The 18,235-nt window shown below is 74.8% G+C and carries 16 protein-coding genes; 4 read left to right on the top strand and 12 right to left on the bottom strand.

From position 1 onward, the window contains the following. On the top strand, window positions 1-1,337 hold a 1,337-nt coding region (locus AC2CHG_RS02745), incomplete at its 5' end, for a ricin-type beta-trefoil lectin domain protein (RefSeq protein WP_484524089.1). 31 nt (window positions 1,338-1,368) lie between these two features. On the opposite strand, the gene AC2CHG_RS02740 is transcribed toward AC2CHG_RS02745, so the two are convergent. The 5 genes from AC2CHG_RS02740 to AC2CHG_RS02720 all read right to left on the bottom strand — a co-directional run bounded on the left by AC2CHG_RS02740 (window position 1,369) and on the right by AC2CHG_RS02720 (window position 6,672). Beyond that, window positions 1,369-1,848 (bottom strand): hypothetical protein, encoded by a 480-nt coding sequence (locus tag AC2CHG_RS02740; RefSeq protein ID WP_318334457.1) that lies wholly within the window; start codon window positions 1,846-1,848, stop codon window positions 1,369-1,371. A 43-nt stretch (window positions 1,849-1,891) separates the two neighbouring features. Continuing rightward, window positions 1,892-3,505 (bottom strand): class I adenylate-forming enzyme family protein, encoded by a 1,614-nt coding sequence (locus tag AC2CHG_RS02735; RefSeq protein WP_484524090.1) that lies wholly within the window; start codon window positions 3,503-3,505, stop codon window positions 1,892-1,894. A 155-nt stretch (window positions 3,506-3,660) separates the two neighbouring features. After that, complete coding sequence (locus AC2CHG_RS02730; protein WP_013476421.1) at window positions 3,661-4,425, bottom strand: ABC transporter permease; 765 nt, start codon at window positions 4,423-4,425, stop codon at window positions 3,661-3,663. Window positions 4,426-4,448: 23 nt separating this feature from the next. Beyond that, complete coding sequence (locus AC2CHG_RS02725; protein ID WP_484524088.1) at window positions 4,449-5,426, bottom strand: ATP-binding cassette domain-containing protein; 978 nt, start codon at window positions 5,424-5,426, stop codon at window positions 4,449-4,451. Window positions 5,427-5,511: 85 nt separating this feature from the next. Further along, window positions 5,512-6,672 (bottom strand): glycosyltransferase, encoded by a 1,161-nt coding sequence (locus tag AC2CHG_RS02720; protein WP_484524087.1) that lies wholly within the window; start codon window positions 6,670-6,672, stop codon window positions 5,512-5,514. Between the two features lie 71 nt (window positions 6,673-6,743). On the opposite strand from AC2CHG_RS02720, the gene AC2CHG_RS02715 reads away from it, so the two are divergent. Then, window positions 6,744-7,682, top strand: coding sequence for a 3-oxoacyl-[acyl-carrier-protein] synthase III C-terminal domain-containing protein (locus AC2CHG_RS02715; protein ID WP_484524086.1), 939 nt, complete (start codon window positions 6,744-6,746; stop codon window positions 7,680-7,682). 15 nt (window positions 7,683-7,697) lie between these two features. Next, on the top strand, window positions 7,698-8,681 hold the full coding sequence (locus AC2CHG_RS02710; protein WP_484524085.1) for a 2-hydroxy-acid oxidase: 984 nt from the start codon (window positions 7,698-7,700) through the stop codon (window positions 8,679-8,681). Here AC2CHG_RS02710 and AC2CHG_RS02705 read toward each other — a convergent pair. From AC2CHG_RS02705 to AC2CHG_RS02680, 6 genes are all read right to left on the bottom strand, one after another. After that, entirely contained in the window at window positions 8,586-9,611 is a 1,026-nt protein-coding gene (locus tag AC2CHG_RS02705) for an aminotransferase class I/II-fold pyridoxal phosphate-dependent enzyme (RefSeq protein ID WP_484524084.1), read from the bottom strand. The genes AC2CHG_RS02710 and AC2CHG_RS02705 overlap by 96 nt on opposite strands. After that, entirely contained in the window at window positions 9,611-10,885 is a 1,275-nt protein-coding gene (locus AC2CHG_RS02700) for an FAD-dependent oxidoreductase (RefSeq protein WP_484524083.1), read from the bottom strand. Before AC2CHG_RS02700 ends, AC2CHG_RS02705 begins: the two co-directional genes overlap by 1 nt. Beyond that, entirely contained in the window at window positions 10,882-12,582 is a 1,701-nt protein-coding gene (locus AC2CHG_RS02695; RefSeq protein WP_484524082.1) for a prenyltransferase, read from the bottom strand. The genes AC2CHG_RS02700 and AC2CHG_RS02695 overlap by 4 nt, the downstream gene beginning before the upstream one ends. Next, window positions 12,579-13,616, bottom strand: coding sequence for a UbiA family prenyltransferase (locus AC2CHG_RS02690; RefSeq protein WP_262011932.1), 1,038 nt, complete (start codon window positions 13,614-13,616; stop codon window positions 12,579-12,581). The genes AC2CHG_RS02695 and AC2CHG_RS02690 overlap by 4 nt, the downstream gene beginning before the upstream one ends. Next, entirely contained in the window at window positions 13,613-14,632 is a 1,020-nt protein-coding gene (locus AC2CHG_RS02685) for a polyprenyl synthetase family protein (protein WP_366619478.1), read from the bottom strand. The genes AC2CHG_RS02690 and AC2CHG_RS02685 overlap by 4 nt, the downstream gene beginning before the upstream one ends. 251 nt (window positions 14,633-14,883) lie before the next feature. After that, window positions 14,884-15,909: a methyltransferase gene (locus AC2CHG_RS02680; RefSeq protein ID WP_262011934.1), complete on the bottom strand. Its 1,026-nt coding sequence runs from the start codon at window positions 15,907-15,909 to the stop codon at window positions 14,884-14,886. Window positions 15,910-16,070: 161 nt separating this feature from the next. Here AC2CHG_RS02680 and AC2CHG_RS02675 point away from each other — a divergent pair, with 161 nt between their 5' ends. Beyond that, the gene (locus AC2CHG_RS02675) at window positions 16,071-16,934 is read left to right on the top strand and encodes a TauD/TfdA dioxygenase family protein (protein WP_262011935.1); all 864 of its coding nucleotides are present in this window, start codon (window positions 16,071-16,073) and stop codon (window positions 16,932-16,934) included. Window positions 16,935-16,941: 7 nt separating this feature from the next. Here the strand turns inward: AC2CHG_RS02675 and AC2CHG_RS02670 are convergent, their stop codons facing one another. Then, window positions 16,942-18,153, bottom strand: coding sequence for a cytochrome P450 (locus AC2CHG_RS02670; RefSeq protein ID WP_262011936.1), 1,212 nt, complete (start codon window positions 18,151-18,153; stop codon window positions 16,942-16,944). Between the last annotated feature and the right edge of the window lie 82 nt (window positions 18,154-18,235).

Genomic DNA, 18,235 nt, shown 5'->3' with positions numbered 1-18,235 from the left:
CGTGGCGCGCCGCGTACGCCGAACTGAGCCACTGGGTGCCCTGGCCCGGCGGCGCCGGGCTGCACCTCGACCTGGACCTGCGCACCTGGGCGCCGTGGCCGGACGCGCCGCGCACCGACGGCGCGGCCAACATCCTCGCGCTGGCCCACCAGATGTGCGACCTGGCCGGGCAGGTGCGCGCGGCTGCCGTCCCCGGCGACCCGTGGCGGTTGTCGCTCGCCGCGTTCCACAGCGGGTTCGAGGAGGTACGCGCCGCCGGCGGGGTGCCCTCGGCGGCGGTCCCGTACGTCGACGAGGCCGGCCGGTACGCCGCCTACTACGGACGGCAGGACGGCTTCGCCGAGACCGGCCCACCCAGCGGCGAGGGCGAGCGCCGGCAGCCCAAGGCGGTCCCCGCCGGGTACGTCCGCCTGGTGGTACGGGCCGGCTCGGTGTGCCCGCAGGTACCCCCGGCCGCTGTCGCCGCGCAGCTGATGGCCTCCTCCGGTTTCGATCCGAACCTGCTCGGCGACGGTGGCCGAAAGGGCATCGCCCAGTTCCGGCCCGAGCTGTGGCGTGCGTACGGCCCGTCCGGCGCCTCGCCGTGGGACCCGCAGGCAGCGGTACCGGCGGTCGGCGCCACGCTCTGCTCCCTGCGGCGGGAACTGGCCGCGCTCGACGGCGACCCGGACCTGCTGGCGCTGGCGGCGTACCGCGACGGGACCGACGCCGTGCGGCACACCGGCGGCGACTTCGACGCCGGGACGCAGGCGTTCCTGCGCACGGTCCGGGAGTTCACCGACTTCTACGCCCTCGACGGCCGGCTGCGGGGCACGCCGGCGAGTTCCGGCACCCCGTCGCCCGGCACGCGGACGCCGAAGCCGCCGGCGTCGTCGGCCGCGCGCCCGTCCACGTCGTCGCCGGCGGCGGGCACGTCGAAGAAGCCGGATGAGCCGGCCGCGCCGGTCCGCCCGGCCGGCGCGAAGCAACTCGTCGGCAAGGAGACCGGTCTGTGCGCCAGCGGCGGCAGCGGGGACGGCGTACGCGTCGTGCTGCGGGCCTGCCGGGAGGAGCGCTCCCAGTGGTGGACGTTCGCGTCCGACGGCAGCGTCCGGGTCGAGGGCGGCCTCTGCCTGGACGTGGCCTGGGGCGAGAAGCGCGACGGCGTACCGGTGCAGACGGCGTGGTGCAGCGGCAATCCGGCGCAGAAGTGGGAGTGGATCGAGAGCCAGGGCCGGCGGTCGCTGTTCAACCGGGCCACCGACCGCTGCCTGGACGTCGACGGGCACGCCGCGGGCGCACCGCTGAACGCCTGGACCTGCGTGTTCAACGTGAAGCAGACCTGGTCGCTGCGCTAGCCGAGCGACCAGGCCCGCCGGCCGGGCCGGATCAGGGAGTCGAGCCGATGACCAGCCCGAACGCCCCGCAGCAGGCCAGACCGACCACCGGCAGCAGGACCAGCATGACGCTGTAGTTGGACCACAGGCCGAACCGGGTGACGTCGGTGCCGTAGCCGTCGTACACCCGGTTGCGCCACCCGCCGAAGCGGAACGCGAGGTGGTGCGCGGCCCCCGGCTGCACCGCGAGCGTCGTGGTGACGAGCGGAACGCCCATGAAGTCGGTGTACCTGACGTCGTGCGCGCCGGCCGGCACCGCGACGTGCCACGTCCCCTCGCCGGGGATCGCGACCACCTGGCGGTTGATCTTGAAGCGGCTGGTCACCGGCACCGGGATCAGGTACGGCCCGCGGTTCACCGAGACGACGAGCACCCCGCAGCCGGGCGGCGGGGTGATCGGGTGCGGGTAGGCGATCAGCGGGCTGACGCCGCCGGGCATCGGTGGGTACGGCTGCGAGGGGAGGTAGGACACGGCTGGATTCTGGCACGGCCGCGCCAACCGTCGATGTCCCCGGTCAGCCGGCGCCGGGCACTCCGGCGCCGGCGAGCAGCCGCTGTCGCATGAGGAACTTGCGGACCTTTCCGGTCGGCCCGGTGACCACGTCGTCGTCGGGGACAGTCACCACCCGCCGCAGCGTCGCGGCCACCGCCGGCCCCAGCGCGGCCCGGACCCGTTCGGTACGGTCGTGCGCCGGATCGGCGTCGGCGGCGAGCAGGAGCAGCACGTCGGTGACGGTCGTGCCGTCCTCCCCCGCCGCCGCGAGGACGGTGCAGTCGCGGACGTCCGGGCAGTGCCGGAGGATGCGCTCCTCGGACAGCGCGGTGTACAGCCAGGTGCCGCCGCCCAGGTCGACCGCGTCACTGGCCCGGTCGACGTGGTGGTAGTCGCCGGCCGCGTCGCGGTACATCAGGTCGCCGGTCAGGTAGTAGCCGCCCAGCCGGGTGCGGTACGTGGTGACCGAGTCGTTCCAGTAGCCGAGCGCCAGCGTCGGCGACTTGAGGCCGACGTGCCCCACCTGCCCCGGCGGGACCTCCTCGCCGGTGTCCACGTCGAGCAGGGCGATCTCGGCGAACGGGTACGGCTTGCCGACGCAGCGGTCGTAGCGGTCGCTGCCGAGCCGGTGGGTGATCCGGAACGCGCCGTGTCCCATCTCGGTGGAGCCGAGCATGTCGACGAACTTGGAGCCGGGGACGTCGACCATGCCGTCGCGGGTGTACGCGGGATGGCTGCCGACCGCGACCAGCCGGCGTACGTGCGCCTCGTGCGCGCAGTCACCGGTGTTGAACCAGTTGCGCACCGAGCTGAGGTCGCGGGTGGTGAGGTCGACCCGGGCCAACTCGGACCAGGTCACCGCGAAGCCGAACACGCCGGTGGGGCGCCACCGTTCGATCGCGGAAAGGATCGTCTCGGCGCTGCGCGCGAACGGGCCGCCCTGCGCGGACAGGCACAGCAGCTGGTAGCCGTTGCAGAGCGCCTGGTTGAGCGTGATGATGCCGGCGGCGTGCGCGGCCGGCAGCGCGGACATCTCCCGCACCTCGCCGGACGGCCGGGACTCGGTGAGCCGGACCGCGCGGATCGCGGCGAACAGCCCGTGGTGCGAGTGGACGATCGCGGCGGGCACCCGGGTGGTGCCCGAGGAGTGGGTGATGACCACCGGTTCCTGCGGGTGGTGCCGGTGGTGCGGCGGCGCCTGCGCCGGGTCGCCGGTGCCGGTCTGCGCCGCGTCGCCGAGGATCGGCGCGCCGAGGTCGTGCTCGGCCAGGGCGGCGTGGTCGGCGTCGACCACCACCCCGGCCCCGCGCAGCCGCCTGACGAACTCGGCCGCCAGTTCGACCGGCATGTTTCCGTTCATCAGCGCCGGGATCGCGCCGAGCCAGGTCAGCGCCAGGAAGTTGAGGAACACGTCGGGCGCGGAGGTCACGTACACCGCGACCGGGTCGGCCCGGCCGACGCCGCGCGCCCGGAACCAGGCGGCCCGGGCCGCGACCCGCTCGGTGAGCGTGGCGAGCGACAGCGGCGTCCAGGCGGGGATGCCGTCGACGTCGGCGTCGAACGTCACCCGGGGCATGTCCATGTCGGCGCCGTGCTCGGCCAGCCGGAGCAGCACGTTGCCCGCGCCCAGCTCCATGTCGGCCGCCAGCGTCGCCCGGAAGTTGTCGGCACCCAACGAGTGGCCTCCTCAGCTGACACGCGTCACGGCCGCGCCCCGTACCGGCCGCCGAGCGGGGACACGATCAGGCTAGAGCGCCCGCCACGCTGAGACAATGGTCGATGCACGGACGGTCAGGAGACCTCGCGGTTGAACAGGTGCGACGACCAGAACAGACTGGCGGCGGCCAGCCCGGACATGATGAGCGCGCCCTGCCACACCACGGTCTGGGTGATCTGGCCGGCGAACAGCGCGCGCATGCCGTCGGTGGCCCAGGCGAACGGGTTCCACACCGCGACCCGCTGGATCCACATCGGCGCCAGCACGAGCGGGATGAGCACGCCGGCGAGCAGCGACACCGGCTGGCCGACGGTGTTCACCAGCACGCCGAGGCTGTTCTCGTTACGCACCAGCAGCGCGATGTCGTACGAGATCGACGTGCTGAGCAGCACCATCACCGACAGCAGCGCGTACGACACCAGCAGGTTCGCCAGGTGCACCCGCAGGCCGAACGGCAGCGCCACCAGCGTGACCACCACCGCCTGCACCACGTTGAGGCACACGTGCATCAGCGCCCGGCCCAGCAGCAGGCCGGTCCGGCTCACCGGCGTCACCCGGCACCTGTCGATGATGCCCGCGCGCAGCGCGCTGAGAAGCCCGTACCCGGCGAACAGGCCGCCGAACAGGCCCATCGCCACGAACAGGCCGGGTACGTAGATGCGGTACGCATCGGCGTACGACGCGGCGCCCCGGTCGACCATCACCACCTTGAGGAACGGTGCGAACAGGATCAGGTAGGTGATCGGCTGGGCCAGGCTGAACGCGACCATCACCGGGTTGCGCACCATCAGGCCGGCCTCCTGCTGGAAGATCAGCCAGGTGTCGCGGACGAGCTTCACGCCGTACTCCTCTCGGCGTCCGGTCACTCGGCGAGCGACCGGCCGGTCTTGGCCAGGAACACGTCGTCGAGGCTGGGCCGGCGGGCCTCGATCGCGCCGGGCTCGATGCCCCTGTCGTAGAGCGCCCGCATGATCTGCGGGATGGCGGTGGCGGCGCTGTCCACGTAGAGCCGCAGTGTGCCGTCGACCGGCTCGGCCGCGTGCACGTACGGCGCCTCGGCCAGCAGCTTCGTCGCGGCCGGCAGGTCGCCGCCGGCCCGGTCCGCGACGTCGGCGGTGGCGAAGTCGATGGCGACCACGTCGCCGGAGATCTCGCGTTTGAGCGCCGACGGGGTGCCCTCGGCCACGATCCGCCCGGCGTCGATGATCGAGACCCGGTCGCAGAGGCTGTCGGCCTCGTCCAGGTAGTGCGTGGTGAGGAAGATGGTCATGCCCTCCTCGCGCAGCCGTCGTACCTCCTGCCACATCCGGACCCGGCTGGGCGGGTCGAGCCCGGCGGTGGGCTCGTCCAGGAACATGACCTGCGGCGAGTGGATGACACCCAGCGCGACGTCGAGGCGGCGGCGCTGCCCGCCCGAGTACGTCTTGATCTTGCGGTCGGCGAAGTCGTCGAGCTGGAACGCGCGGATCGCGCCGACGGCCAGGTCCTGCGCCACCGACTTGGACAGCCCGTGCATGCGGGCCTGGAGCACCAGGTCACGCCGGGCGGTGGAGTCGTCGTAGGTGCCGCTGGCCTGCGCCACGAAGCCGATCCGCCGCCGGACCTGCGCGGGCGCGCGCAGCAGGTCGACCCCGGCGATGGTGGCCGCTCCCCCGCTGGGCCGGATCAGCGTGGCGAGCATCCGCAGCGTGGTGGACTTCCCGGCGCCGTTCGGGCCGAGGAACCCGACGATCTCGCCGCGCCGTACCGCGAAGTCGACGCCGCGCACGGCGTCGACTGTGGTGGCGCCGCGCCCGCGTCCGACCCGGAAGGACTTGCGTAGGCCGGTGGCCTCGATCATCGAGCCTCCTCGTGCGGCACGACGCCGGCGCGGGTGCGTCAGGTCAGGCTAGTTCCGCGCCGACGGTTGGACAACGGTCGATGCGTCAGGCGTCGGGAGCCGTCCGTGCCAACGCGGCGAGGTGCGCCGCCGCCGCCCGCGCGCCGCCGGCCGTCGCGAACGACTCACCGACCCGGCGCGCCCCGGCCCGGTACGCCGGCTCGTCGAGCACCGCGCTCAGCGCGGCGGTCAGCTCCGCCGGTGTCGCCGAGTGAAAGGCGACCTCCAGGCCGGCGCCGGCCCGCCGCACCTGACGCGCGACCGCCGGGTGGTCGTGCCGGATCGGCGCGACCACCACCGGTACGCCGTGGGCCAGCGCCTCGGACACGGTGCCCAGTCCGCCGTGGGACACCAGCGCGTCGAGCCGGGGCATCAGCTCCAGCACCGGCACCCGGGACGCGACCAGCACGTGCGGCGGCGGGTCGGGCACCAGGCCCGGCCCGGCCGTGAGGATCACCTGGACCCGGCCGGCGAGCGGCGCGGTCGCCGCCGTCATCCGCCGGAAGAAGTCGGCGGCGAGGTGCTCGGCCATCGTGCCGACGGTGACCAGCACGTGCCGGCGGCCGGGATCCCACGCCTCCCAGGCGAACGGGGGCGCGTTCGGCCGCCGTCCCAGTGCCGGCCCGGTGAGCACGCAGCCCGGCGGCAGCGGCGCCGGGCCGGTCAGCGCCGTCGTGGTCAGCCCGATCACGAGGTACGGCGAGAAGCGCAGGTCGATCGTCTCGTCCACGGGTACGTCGGTCATCGCCCACACCCGGCGGACCTGGGCGCGTGCCCAGTCGGTGAACTCGGGCATCTCCCCGGTGGGCGGCGTCAGCTCCAGCATGCCGACGCAGAACGTCGCCCACGGCAGCCCGCGGCGGTGCGCGGCGAGCGCGCCGGCCAGTGCGTACTGGTCGGCCACCACCACGTCCGGCTCGTACCGCTCGACCGCCGCGTCGGCGGCGTCGCGGATGAACCGGTTGGCCGGCAGCACGTGCCCCTCCCAGAGGCTGCGCACCGAAGCCGCCCCGGACGCGCCGTCGGGCCGGTAGTAGCGCTTGCCGGTCGGGAACAGCACGGCGTCCGGGCCGACCAGCGGGCGCAGGTCGCTGCGCGGCCCGACCCAGGCCACCTCGTGCCCGGCCGCCTCCAGCGCCTGGGCGATGGCGACCGGTGCGTGCAGATGGGACTCCACCGGCAGCACGACGAACAGGAAGCGAGCCACGTCGATATGATCGCACGCGCGTTGACATCCACCTGTGTCACTGATCTGATCCGTGTCGTGACGGTACGCGTATGACGGCGATCGACGCCGTCTCGGTGTTCCTGCCGCAGCGCCGGGTGCCGGTCGAGAGCCTGGCCGTGCCGCTGGGCCTGACCGACATGCAGGTCCGCCTGTTCGGCCGCTTCCACGGCCTGACCGAGGTCCGCCGCGATCCCGCGCTGTCCCTGACCGACCTGCTGCTGCGCGCGGCGGGCGGCCTCACCGCGCTGCCCACGCTGCGGCAGCGGGTGCGGTTCGTGGTGTACGGGCGGGCGTTCCCGGTGGTCACCCCCTATCCGGTCAACCCGCTGCACGAGGTGTGCCGCACGCTCGGGCTGAGCCACGCGCTCGCGTTCACGCTCACCCAGCAGTCCTGCGCGAGCGCGCTCGCCGCGATCGACGTGGCCGGGCGGCTGCTCGCGTCCGAACCGGACACGCCGGACGGCCCGCCGCTCGCGCTGGTGCTCACCGGGGAGAAGGCGTTCACCCGCGACGCCCAGTTCATCCCGGAGACGTCGGTGTTCAGCGAGGGCTCCTCGGCCTGCCTGCTCAGCGCCGGTGGCGGCCGGGACCGGCTGCTCGCGTACGCCTGCCACCAGCGGGGCGAGTTCGACGTGGCAGGCGGCGAGTCCCCGGCGCGGTTCCAGCGGGCGTACCGGCCGGCGCTGGCCGAGGTGATCGGCCGCGCGCTGGACCGGGCCGGGACGGCGCTGTCCGAGCTGCGGCTGGTGCTGCCGCACAACGTGAACCTGATGACCTGGAAGCGGCTGTGCCGGCTGATCGGGCTGCCGCTGGACCGGGTGCTGCTGGACAACGTGACCGAGACCGGTCACGTGTTCTGCGCCGACGCGTTCGTCAACTACCGCACCGCCCGGCAACGCGACCTGCTCCGGCCGGGTGACCGCTACCTGGTCGCGGCGGTCGGTGCCGGGGACGGCGCGACGTTCGCCGCCATGGTGTTCGAGCACTGAGCGGCGGTGGTCACCGTGGAGAGCGGACTCCGCCTGCTGCGGGCCGCCCGTCAGACGGTCACCGGCCCGGCCGCGCTGCTCGGCGATCCCGTGCTGCGCGAGCGCACCGCCGGCTACCTGACGGACCTGACCGGGCCGTACGGGCTGCGCGTGCCGGACGGCCTGTTCGACGCGCCGTCGGAGGCGCTCGGACAGTCCTACGGGGAGATGGCCGCCGAGCTGATCCCGGCGCTCGTGCCGCCGGACGAGCCGGTGGACCTGCTGGTGCTGGCGTTCGCCGTGCACGACATGCTGCCCGGCCGGGCCACCGCGGCGTACCTCAGTCACGTGTGCCCGGGCACGCCGATGTCGTTCGCGCTCTGCGACCAGGGTTCGGCGGCGGCGTTCACCGGGCTGCGGATCGCCCGCGACTACGGCTGCCGCCGCGCCCTGCTGGTCACCGTGGAGCAGTCGGTCCTGCCGTACGACGCGACGGTGCCCGTACCGGCCCGCCACCGGGCGGTGGCCATGCTCTACGGCACCGGCACCGGCACCGGCACCGGCACCGGCACCGGCACCAGCGGCAGTCGCGACGCGCGCGGGGTGCGGGTGACCGCGCTGCGCCAGCACGCGAACGTCGGCGCGAGCGACGTGGCCGCGCTCGCGGCGGCCGAGGTGCGCGAGCTGACGGCCGGGCGTACCGATGTCGCGGTCGTGCTCGGCGCTGACCTCGCGGCCGTGTGGCCCGGCCCCGGCGGCGGCGCGGTGACCACCGGTCCGGAGCGGCAGCCGTCCACCGGGGTCTGGTGGGCGCTGCTGGACCGTCTCGCCGGGGACGCGGCGCGTCCCCGGCCGGTGGTGGTGGCCGACTACGAGCCCGGCCTGGGCTACCTGAGCGTGGCCGCGCTGGCACCGGCGGGCCGGTCAGAGCCCGTCGGCGAGCGCGGCGCGGACGAACGCGCACAGCCGCTCGTTCGCCTCCGGAGCGCCGACGGTGATCCGGACCCCGGCGCCTGGTAGCGCCATCACCAGGATGCCCGCCTCCCGGGCCCGCTCGGCGAACGGCACGGCCCGCTCCCCCAGCGGCAGCCACACGAAGTTGGCCTCGCTGGACGCGACCGTGAGCCCGAGGCCGCGCAGCGCGCCGATCAGGCGGGTACGCGCCGCCACCAGGTCGGTGCACCGCCGGGTCAGTTCGGCGCCCACCTCCGGTGTCAGGCTCGCCACCGCGGCCGCCTGGGCGAGCGCGGAGGGGAAGAACACCGCCCCGGTGAGCGCGGCGGCCCGGGTGAGCCGGGGCGGCACCACGGCGTACCCGACGCGCAGCGCGGCCAGGCCGTACGCCTTGGAGAACGTGCGCAGCACGCAGACGTTGTCGTACGCGCGGTACAGGTCCATCCCGTCCGGTGAGCGCGGGTCGGTGACGAACTCGCGGTACGCCTCGTCCACGATCACCGGCACGTCGGCCGGGACGCGGTCCAGGAACGCCTCGACGTCGTCGCGGCGCAGCGCCGTACCGGTCGGGTTGTTGGGGTTGCACAGCAGCACGCACCGGGTCCGGTCGGTGACCGCGTCCGCCATCGCCGGCAGGTCGTGGTCGTACCCGTCCATCGGGACCGGCACCGCGCGGGCGCCGGCGTTGCCGATGATCAGCGGGTAGCCCTCGAACGACAGGGCCGGGTGGACGACGTCCGGGCGCGGCCCGAGGGACTGCACGAGGTGCTGGCACAGCCCGGCCGAGCCGGGGCCGACGAGGATCGCCTCGGGGCCGACACCGAGCCGCGCCGACAGCGCCGCCACGAGCGCCGACGACGTGCGGTCCGGATAGCGCTGGAGCGTCGCGGCGGCGTCGGCGACCACCCGCCGGATCCCTGGTAGCGGCGGGTAGGGCGTCTCGTTCATGGACAGGTCGGCCGGGGGTTGCGTCCCGACGGCGGTGGCAGGCGTCATCATCGCTCACTTTCCGACGGGACCGGTGGGGACGGGGTGTGCGCGTGCCGGTCGGCCAGCAGCCCCAGTTGGTAGAGCCGGTCGACGGCGGACAGCGGCCGCACGTCGGTGCCGGAGAGGTTGCCGGCGGTGAGCCCGAGCAGCCGGGGGTTGGCGGCGGTGCGGCGCATCATCCGCGCGCCGAGCAGCTTCGGCAGTCCGGACACGGCGGTGATCATGCGGGAGGCGTTGTGGCTGACGGTGGCGACGTGGTCGAGCCGGCGCCGCCGGGCCGACTCGAAGGCCCGCAGTGCCCGGTCCACGGCGGCCGGTTCCGGCGCGCCGCCCTCGGCGGCCAGGCAGGCGGCGAGCGTCTCGGCGTCACCGAGGGAGCTGTTGACGCCCTGGGCCGCCATCGGGTGCACCGCGTGGGCGGCCTCACCGGCGAGCGCGAGCCCCGGTACGGCCAGGCGCGCGCTGCGCAGCCGGTAGACGGCGAGCAACTGGCGCCGGTGCAGGCTCGCGCGCACGGCCGGGGCCAACGGACGGATCGCCGGCACGTCGGCGAGCAGCCGTCCGCACCACGCGTCCAGGTCCACGCGCCCCCGGAACTCGTCCGGCGTGACCTGCACGTAGAGGCGGCACCGCCCGCCCGGCAGCGGGTAGACCAGGCAGAGCCCCCGGGCGGTGCGGTAGGCGGACACCTCGTCGGCCACCTCGGCGCCGTCCACGTCGAAGGCGACCAGGCCGTGCGGGTACTCCCGGCGTTCCACGCCGATCCCGGCCGCGCGGCGCAGCGGCGAGGACATGCCGTCGGCCGCGACCACCAGCGGCGCCGCGACGTCCCGCTCGGTGCCGTCCGCGACGACCCGGACGCCGTCGATCCGCCCGTCGTGATCGCGCCGGACGCCTGTCACCCGCACGCCCCACCGGACCGCCACCGTGGCCGGCAGCCGGTCGGCGAGCACCGCCCGCAGGTCGCCGTAGTCGGCGCAGAGGATCTGCCGGTACGCCCCGGGCAGGCCGGCGTAGTCCAGGCAGAGCAGCGGCTCGCCGTACGCGTCGCGGATGGCCAGCCGCCCGACCGGCCGCGCGCCGGTGGCCCGCAGGGCGTCCAGCGCGCCCCAGGAGTCGAGGATGCGGACCGTCTCGGGCTGGAGGATCTCGCCCTTGGCGATCGACGCGGGAGCGCGCTGCCGGTCGAGCACGAGCACCCGCAGGCCGAGCGCGCCGAGCGCGTGGGCGCAGGCCAGCCCGCCGGCGCCGGCGCCTGCCACCACCACGTCGGCGGTCATCGGGCCACCGCGCCCGGTGCGGCGCCGGACCGCGCGGCGGCGGCCCTGCGGTACTCGCCGAGCGTCCGCAGCGCGAGCGCCTGGGTGATCACCGCGTTCGGGTAGCGCATGTGGTGGCGGATGTAGTTGCAGACCCGGGCGGCGGGCCAGGCGCCGTCCGGTCCGGCGGCGGCCACCAGCCAGGCGACGCCCCGGTCCACCGCCCCGGCGGCGTCCGGGTCGCCGGTCGCGAGCAGGCCCTGCACCGCCCAGGACGTCTCCTCGACGGTGCCGCCGGTACCGTCGCCCGGGCCCCAGGAGCCGTCGGGCAACTGGGTGTCGCGCAGCCACCGGGCCGCGCGGCGTACCACCTCGTGCCGGGCGTGCCCGACCCGGGACAGCGCGGCGACCACCACCGCGGTGCCGGAGGTGTGGTCGCGGTACCAGAGGTTCTCGAACGTGCCGTCGGGCGCGGCCCGGGTCAGCAGCCAGGCCGCCGCGCGGGCGATGGCCGGGTGGTCGTCCGGGTGCCCGGCGTCGTGCAGCGCGAGGATCGCCTGGCTGGTGATGGCCGGGCAGGGGCCGTCGTTGGCGAGCCGGGTGTCGCGGACCCACAGGCTCCACGAGCCGCGGCTGTCCTGGCGGCCGACGAGCCACGCCAGGCCCTGGCGCAGCACCGGGTCGGTGCCGGCGCCGGGGAGTCCGGCGAGCGCGGAGAGGATCTCGGCGGACTCCAGCGTGACCGGCCAGCCCCGGGCGTTGGAGTAGCTCCACCCGCCCGGCGGCACGTCCAGCACCTCGAACGCCTCCGTCTTGCGGGCGGCGTGGAGGAACTCCCGGGTGGCGTGCAGCCGGGGGTCGTCGGCGTAGCCGGCCGCGATCAGCCCGGTCGCCGCGTACCCGGATCGGGTGAGGTCGAGGTTGGTGACCGCGTCCCAGGACCCGTCGGGGCGGACCGCGCGGCGCAGCCAGCCGACGACGGCGCGGGCGATGTCGGGGGCTTCGCCGCTGCGGGCCAGGCCGAGCAGGACGAGCGCGGCCGGCCACGGGTCCTCGCTGAGCGCGCCGGTGCGGCCCTCGTGGTCGTGGATGGACCGCAGCAGCCGGACCGCCGCCGGACGGGCGCGGCGCAGCGTGGCCCGGCGCAGCCGGCCCGCGGGCAGCATGTCGGCCTGCATCAGGGCCAGCCCGACGAACGGCGCGGTACGGAACGACAGGCGCTGCCGGCGTACCCGGTCGAACAGGACGATCTCCAGCGGCAGCCGGCGCAGCGGGCCGGCCTCGGCGGTCATCCCGGCCATGGTGAGCAGTTGCCGGCACAGCAGCGAGATCGCCGGGTCGGTGATGGTGTCGACGCCGCCGAGCGCGGCCAGCCGGGCGCGGCCCGCCGCAATCGCGTCGGCGCTGTCCGCCGGTGCGCTCAGCGCCAGCGCGGCGACCGCCACGGCGGTGGGTACGACGGCGGTACCGGCGCCCACGACGCCACCCCAGCCGCCGTCGTCGTGCTGCGCGCGGCGCAGCCAGGCGGTTCCGGCGTCGACCAGGTCGGCGCAGCCGGACGGGTCGGCGGCGTGCAGCGCGGCGACCGCGCCGGCGGTGCCGAGCACCGAGGCGGGCGGGTCGTCGCCGAAGGCGCCGTCGGGGCGGCGGCGGCGGAACAGCGCCTCGGCGCCGTCGGTGAGGGCCTTCCCGACGGCCTCGGCGGTCACAGCGGTCATGGCGCGTCCTCCAGCGGCAGTCGACTGCGGGTGGCGAGGGTCAGGCCCGCCACCGGCGGGCCGAGTTCGTGCCGGACGCGCATGCCGCGCTGCGCCAGCCAGGTCAGCAGCACCATCGGCAACGCGAGCGCGAGCTGCACGGCGACGCCGAGGCCGAGCCCGACCGCCGCCGAGGCCAGCACGACCCGTTCGACGACCAGGACCGAGTGGGCGCGCAGCGCCACCAGGACGGGCATCCCGTCGCGGCGCGCCACCAGCGGGGCCAGCGCGACGACGCCGGTGGCCAGGACGACGAGCACAGTCGCCAGGTACGCCATCCGCGTGCCCGTGCCGGCCAGCAGTCCGGCGGTCACCGCGGCACCGATCGTGACGGCGTAGAGCGCCACCACGGTCCGTACGGCCACCGGCACGCCCCGGCCCACCGGCAGCGTGCGGTAGCCGCCGGCACGATCGCCGTCGATGTCGCGCAGCGCGCCGACCAGGTTGGACATGGCGTCGTGCGACCAGAACGCGACGACGAGCGCGAGCAGCACCGGCACCGCCCAGGCGCGGTCCGGCGCGATCCCGGCGGCGAGCGCGCCGTAGCCGAGCGCGACCGCGCCGAGCGCGCCGCGGACCAGGTTGCCGGCGATCCCCCGGGCCTTGAACCACCTGCTGTACGCGACGATGCCGCACCCGGCCAGCAGCGCCGCCAGCGTGGTGCCCCATCCGTCCAGCACGGCGAGGACGCCGAGCGCGGCGAAACAGGCGCTGCCGCACCACAGGGCCGTGCCCGCGCGCAGCCGGCTGGACGGGATCGGCCGGTGCGGTTTGCTGCCCGCGTCGAGGTCCCGGTCGAAGTAGTCGCCGAGGTAGTGGCCGCCGAGCCAGCCGGCGGTGGGCGCGGCCCAGGCCGACAGCAGCAGCCACGGGTCGTGCCGGCCACCGGCCACGGCGGCGCCGGCCAGGCCGACCAGTCCGACGTACCAGAGGGTATAGGGCCGCCAGGTCTCCACGTGGGCCCGCAGTGCTCGCACGGCGCCGGCCGTGCTCACGCCATCTCGCTCGTCATCCAGGCCGCGATGCCGGTGAGCACGTCCGCGCTCGCGGACGGGGTGAGCGCTGCGAGTTCGGCGCGGGCCCGCTCGGCGTGCTCCACCATCCGCCGCCGGGCGCCGGCGACCGCGCCCACGTCGTCGAGCAGGGCGGTGACCCACTCGACGTCGCCGGGGCCGGCGCCGCGGCGGTGCAGCACCGCCAGCAGCTCCACCCGTGCGGCGTCGCCGATCGCGTCGTACGCGAGCAGCAGCGGCAGCGTGGGCCGGCCGTTGTTGAGGTCGCTCGTCGCCGGTTTGCCGGTCTGCTCCGGGGTGGACAGGTAGGACAGCAGGTCGTCGCGGATCTGGAACGCGGTGCCGAGGTGCTCGCCGTAGCGGGCCAGCGCGGCGGAGAGCAGCGGGTCGGCGCCGCCGAGCAGCGCGCCGATGTGGCACACGGCGCGGAACAGCGAGCCCGTCTTGAGCCGGATCATCTCCGGATACCAGCGGGCGCCCGCGTCCAGGTCGCCGACGAGCCGCTCCTCCAGCGCCTGGCCCCGGCACAGGTCCTGGCCGGCCTCGGCGAGCGCGGTGACGGCGGCGACGACCGAGGCCGCGGGGACGGCCCGGCCGCTCTCCACGATCGCCCGGAAGGCGTGGAAGATGAGGTGGTCGCCGGCCACTATGGCGCCGGGGATGCCGTACGCGACCGGGACCGCCGGGCGGCCGCGGCGCAGCGTGTCGGCGTCGATGATGTCGTCGTGCACGAGCGTCGCGACGTGCAGGTATTCGGTGCCGAGCGCGGCGGCGAGGACGTCCCGTGGCGATCCGCCCACCGCCTCGGCGGCGTGCAGCGTCATCATCGGGCGGAGCATCTTTCCGGCCGGCAGCAGCGCGTAGCGGACGATCGCGTCGAGCTGGTCGGACGTCTCCGGCCACCGCCGGCCGAGTTCGGCGCGCAGCAGCCGCCCCGATTCGCTACGGGCCAGGTCGTCGATGAAGGGCGGATATCGCGTGGAGCCAGCAACCGTCATGACGCGTCGACCCTTTCGCCAGGGATCGGCTAGTCGCCACGCGAGACGTTACCGGTAGGCCCTCCCGGGAACAACCATTGATAAATGCGCATGGACATGGGTGGCCGCAAATGTCGTGACAGCATTCTTCAGCACATTGCCCGAAGCACCGAGAAATCCGCCGTTTGACCCACGGCCGCCATGTCGATGCATATACGTCAATGTTCGGGCGCACGGGACGGCACCGGACAGGTACGACCCGCCCGGCCGGGTCAGGCGCCGGCGGCGAACTCCATGAGCGTCAGCCCGTCGGTGCCGTGGTAGGTGCGCCGGGGCGTCAGCCCCGCGGCGGCTGCCAGCGCGGCGAACTCCGGCACCCCGCGCTCCCGGCCGCCGACGAGCACCAGCATCCGCAGGTCGTACGGCGACAGGTGCGGCACGTGCGGCATCGTCGGCAGCACCTCGATGACGAGCACCCGGCCGGTGGTCCCGGCCGCCTCGGCGCAGCGCCGCAGGATCGCGGTGGCGTGGGCGTCGCTCCAGTCGGTGAGCGCGCGGGAGACCACGTACACGTCGGCGCCGGGCGGCAGCGGGGCGAAGAAGTCCCCGACCACGGTCTCGGCCCGGTCGGCCAGCCCGCACGCGGCGAACGTCGCGGCGGCGGTGGCCACCGGCTCGTCGCGGTCGACGAGCGTGCCCCGCAGGTGCGGATGGGCGCCCAGCACCTCCCGCAGCAGCCCGCCCGCGCCGCCGGCCACGTCGACCACGTGGCCGGCCTCGTGCCAGGGGTAGAGCGCGGCGACCTCCGGCGCGGTGAACCGCTGCTGGCTGAGCATCAGCGCGTCGAAGTAGGCCCGGTGGTCCGGGTGGGCGTCGAGGTCGGCCCAGAAGTCACGCCCGTGCACCTCCCGGTAGCCGGGCCCGCCGGTGCGGATCGCGTGCGGCAGGCCCGTCCAGGCCAGGTCCATCCGCGCGCCGAGCCCGGCGAGGTCCAGGTAGGCGCCGTGGCCGCCGCCGTCGCGGTCGCAGAGCAGCTCGCCGACGTCGGTCAGGCCGAACACGTCCGGCGACACCTCGACGAACACGCCCCGGTGCACGAGGTAGCGCAGCAGGCGGCCCAGTGCGGCGGCGTCCGCGCCGCAGGCGTCGGCCAGCTCACCCAGACCGGTGACGCCCGCGGCGATCCGGTCCGGCACGCGCAGCGTCACCGCCGTGCGCACCGCGAACGGGGTGGCCAGGTCGGTGAGCCGGTCGAGCCGCTCCCTCGCGTCACCCTCGATCGGGGCATCGATCGACACCGGCGCCTCCTCCCGCGTCGCGGGCCGGCACCGCCGCCCCCGCCGGTGCGCATGCTTCCAGGCGTACGGCGGGTGAGTCAACGACGACGGCTGGTGAGGACATTCATGGACGTGGAACAATTCGCGGGCCAGCCGAGGTGCGCAGACCGGAGGGATCATCGATGACCACATCCATCGCGGCCGAGGTCCGGCTCGTCTCCGGCGCGCTGGGCGCCGAGGTCCACGGCATCGACCTGAACGCGCTCACCGACGAGGGCTTCGCGCTGATCCACGACCTGCTGCTCAAGCACCAGGTGGTCTTCCTCGCCGGCCAGACCGGGCTGACGCCGCAGGCGCACGTCGCGTTCGGCCGCCGCTTCGGCGAGGTGGAGCTGCACCCGTACCTGCCCCGGCTGGACGGGCACCCGGAGATCGTCGTCATCGACTCCGCCGACGGCGGCAAGGTCGACGTCTGGCACACCGACATGACGTTCCACCAGAGCCCGCCGATCGCCTCGATCCTGCACCTGATCCAGCTGCCCGAGGTCGGCGGCGACACCATGTGGACCAACCAGTACCGGGTCTACGAGGCGCTCTCCGCGCCGATGCGGGACCTGCTCGACGGGCTGACCGCCATCCACGTCATCCGGATCGGCACCGAGTTCACCAGCCGGGCCGAACACCCGGTGGTCCGGGTGCACCCGGAGACCGGGCGCCGCTCGCTGTACGTCAACCGGCTGTTCACGTCGCACATCCCGCAGCTGACCCGCAACGAGAGCGACGCGCTGCTGGAGCACCTGTTCACCTTCTCCGAGAGTCCCCAGTTCACCTGCCGCTACCGGTGGCGGACCGGGGACGTCGCGGTGTGGGACAACCGGGTCACCCAGCACTACGCCGTGAACGACTACGACGGGCTGCGGCGCGGGCAGCGGATCACCGTGCTCGGCGACCACCCGACCGGCGACGAGCCCCGGTGGGAGCACTACGTGCCGGCACCCGGCGAGCGCTACTGGCCGGGCCGGGTCAACGCGGTGGAGAGCTACTGACCGCCGGTCACCAGGTGACCGGGAAGGAGGCGATGCCGCCGTTCATCCGGTCGTGCCGCCACGGGATCTCCGCCAGCGGCACGGCCGGCGACAGCGCCGGCATCCGGGTCAGCAGCGCCCCGAGCGACAGCTCCACCTGCATCCGGCCCAGCGCCGTGCCGAGGCAGAAGTGCGGCCCGAAGCCGAAGGTCAGGTGCGGTACGCCGGGCCGGCGGTCGATGTCGAAGACGTTCGGCTCGGGGAAGAACCGGGGGTCGCGGTTGCCGGCCCACGGGATCGCCATCACGCAGTCGCCGGCCCGCATCGCGACCCCGCCGAGGACCAGGTCCTCGCGAACCACCTGCACCCGGAACATGGCACTCACCGACGTGTAGCGCAGGATCTCGTCGGTGGCCGCGGCGAGCTTGCCCGGCGCGGCGCGCAGCTTCGCCAGCTGCTCCGGGTGCTGGAACAACGCGCGCAGGCCCGCGCTCGTCGAATTGATCTCCAGCCCGCCCAGCAGCACGCCCATGGCCAGCTCGACCAGTTCGGCGTCGACCAGCTCGTGCGCGCCGCCGCCGCGGACCCAGGCCGAGAGCAGGTCGTCGCCGGGCTCGGCCCGCTTGCGCGCCAGCTGCCCGGCCAGGTAGTCCCGCAGCTCGGCCTGCGCGGTCGCGGCGGCGGCCGAGCCGTACGCGGTGACCGAGTTGAGCCCCTCGATCCAGGCGTAGAACCGGGGCCGGTCGGCGGCCGGGACGCCGAGTACGTCGCACACCACGAGCACCGGCAGCGGCGCCACCAGTCCGGCCACCACGTCGGCCGGACGCGGACCGGCGAGCATGGCGTCGACCAGCTCGTCCACCAGCCGCTGCACCCGGGGCCGGAACGTCCCCGTGCGCCGGGCGGTGAACGCGCGGCCGGCCACCCGCCGCACCACGGCGTGCGCCGGGCCGTCCATGTTCAGCTCCCGGTGACCGCCGCCGTCCGGTGTCGCCGTCGCGCCCAGCGGCAGCCGGGAGAAGCGGGGGTCGGCCAGGACGGTGCAGCAGTGCTCGTAGCCGAGCACGAGCCAGGCCGCCCGCCCGTCGGGCAGCCGAACCCGGCTGACCGGCTCGGCGACGACCATCTCCAGCAGCTCGGCGGGAAGGTCACCGGTGAACGGTTCGAACGGATAGGAACGCAGCCCGGAATTGACTGTCACCGGGCCGCCGGGCGGCTGATCGCGGTCCACCTCGGACATCGGCTAAGAGTCCAGCATCGGTTAGTCCGGCGTCAATATCCGCCGCGTGCGTTCGCGGCCTTCCGCGTACCGGTGTCGATCC

It is taken from the genome of Micromonospora sp. ATLC20 (genome assembly GCF_057196585.1).
The sequence above is the reverse complement of the archived record's forward strand: the minus strand, read 5'-3'. Positions and strand labels throughout refer to the sequence as shown.